Here is a 2,181-nt window from a genome sequence, read left to right on the forward strand (position 1 = left end):
GAACGGCAATTACAACGATGGAGACCAAAACAAGAATCAACGCGTATTCAACCAGGCCCTGGCCCTTCTCTTTAGGGGCAAACAACATGGCAATCTCACCTCCTTTCCGTGTTGGATTTCTCTGCTAGGCCTACCAGAGATGCCTTTATTATAATGTCATCCTCTTAAAAAAACAAGTCATGAAGGGCAGATTTCTTTACAATTATGACTCCCCTGCAAAAACGAGAGGACAAAATTCGTCCAAATTGCACCCTCCTCAAAACGGGCAAACCTTAATATAATCCAGGCTATCCCATTCTGGAAGGTCAGAAGATGTTCAAGAAAAACCACCGTCACCTGCAAATTCCGCTCACCAGCCACGTGGACGAGCTGCCCGAAAAACTGCGCAAGCGCCTGGAAAATTCCTGGGCAGGCACATTCTATCGGGAGTTCTTCTGCCGCCTGGATGAAAAACCGTTCGAGGTCTTGTACGCCGATTTCCCGTCGCGTCCGAATGTGCCGGTCAACGTGCTGGTCGGGCTGGAGTTTCTCAAAGCGGCCAACGGCTGGACGGACGAAGAGATGTACGACATGTTCTGCTACGACATTCAGGTACGCTATGCGCTGGGCTATCGCCAGTTGGGCGAAGGCGACTTCGAGTTGCGCACGCTGTACTACTTCCGCGAGCGCCTCAGCCGCCATAGCCAGGAGACGGGCGTCAATCTGCTAGACAAGGCTTTTGAGCAGGTGACCGATACGCAGATTGCGGCTTTTCATCTCAAGACCGGCAAACAGCGCATGGACAGCACGCAGTTGGCCAGCAGCATTCGCCAGATGGGGCGGGTGCAATTGCTGGTGGAAGTCCTGCAACGCGTCCATCGCATGTTGTCCGAAGCCGATCAAGCGCGTTACGCCGAACTATTCGCACCCTATATCAAGGGACACGCCGGACAGTATGTCTACCACATGAAGGGCGAAGAAGTCGGGGCGCATTTGCAGCGCATCGGCGAAGTCATGCAGCGTCTCCTTGCGGACCTGAAAGCGGGTTACGCTTCCGAGGCGGTTTATCAGGTCTTGGAGCGCGTCTTCGGCGAACACTTCCAGGTCAAGGAGCGCAAGGTGACAGTCAAGCCTGCTAAAGAGCTGAGCGCCTCCAGTCTGCAATCGCCCGATGACTTGGAAGCCACTTATCGTGAGAAACGCGGCAAGGGCTATCAGGGCTACGTTGCCAACCTGAGCGAGACTTGCGACTCAGAGAACCCGTTGCAACTGATTACCAAAGTGCAGGTCGCTCCCAACACCACCGATGACAGTCAACTGCTGGCCGAAGCGCTCCCCGACCTGAAAGCGCGCACCGAGTTGGAGACGATCTACACCGACGGCGGTCATGGCGGCCCGCAAGCGGATGTCGTTTTGCAGGAACAGCAGGTCGAACACACCCAGACCGCCATTCGCGGACGCGACCCCAACCCCGAAAAACTCCACCTGGACGATTTCACCCTCCAATCCAACGAGAATGGCAAACCTGTGGAAGTCACCTGCCCGCAGGGGCAGACCGTTTCGGTGCAAACCACCAGCCAGCAGAAAGCCTTCGTCGCCCACTTCGAGCCGAGCGTCTGCCAGACCTGTCCGCTCGTGGAACGCTGTCCTGCCCGTGCAGGCAAACGCGATGAACGTCATCATCTGCGCTTCACCCAGTCCGAAGCGCAGATGGCGAAACGCCGTCGTCGCAGTCGGGAACATCTGCAAGAGGGACGCAACTTACGGGCGGCGGTGGAAGCCACCGTGCGCTCGGTGAAACATCCCTTCCCGGCAGGCAAGTTACCGGTGCGAGGCAGGTTCCGTGTTGCCTGCCTGGTGATTGGATCAGCCGCCGTAGCCAACCTACGGCGCATTCACCGCTACCTGCAAGCCAAAATGGGGGCGGAAGAACAGCAAAAGAAGGCTTCAGAGGGACGAGAAAGCGCCCGAGAAGGGGCGGGCCTCTCTGTTTTTTCTTTTGCCAAAGCCATCCTGGCAGCTTTCCTCGGTCGGATGCAGCCGCAAGAACTGGCAATAGGTTGGTAAAGTGCAAGTTATTGCAGTGGACTCATGCTTAGCAGTTTGTAAAAATTGCTTAGCAAGGAGCCTGAAATGCGCATACCCTCAGTAAAAGTCAGTCAGCGCTACCAGATTGTTGTGCCGCACGCCGCCCGCAAACGG

Annotated in this window: 1 protein-coding gene; it reads left to right on the top strand. The window is 56.1% G+C overall.

Annotated elements, in window-relative coordinates; translation table 11 throughout:
- Window positions 1-312: 312 nt before the first annotated feature.
- A complete protein-coding gene (locus tag QME66_13480) occupies window positions 313-2,046 on the top strand; it encodes a transposase (protein ID MDI6809958.1) in 1,734 nt (577 codons plus the stop codon).
- Window positions 2,047-2,181 lie beyond the last annotated feature (135 nt).

This window comes from Candidatus Eisenbacteria bacterium (genome assembly GCA_030017955.1).
GTDB lineage: Bacteria > Eisenbacteria > RBG-16-71-46 > JASEGR01 > JASEGR01 > JASEGR01.

Excerpts from the sequence above, each read along its gene's own strand:
- QME66_13480 (MDI6809958.1), top strand. The coding sequence starts at position 313 with ATGTTCAAGAAAAACCACCGTCACCTGCAAATTCCGCTCACCAGCCAC.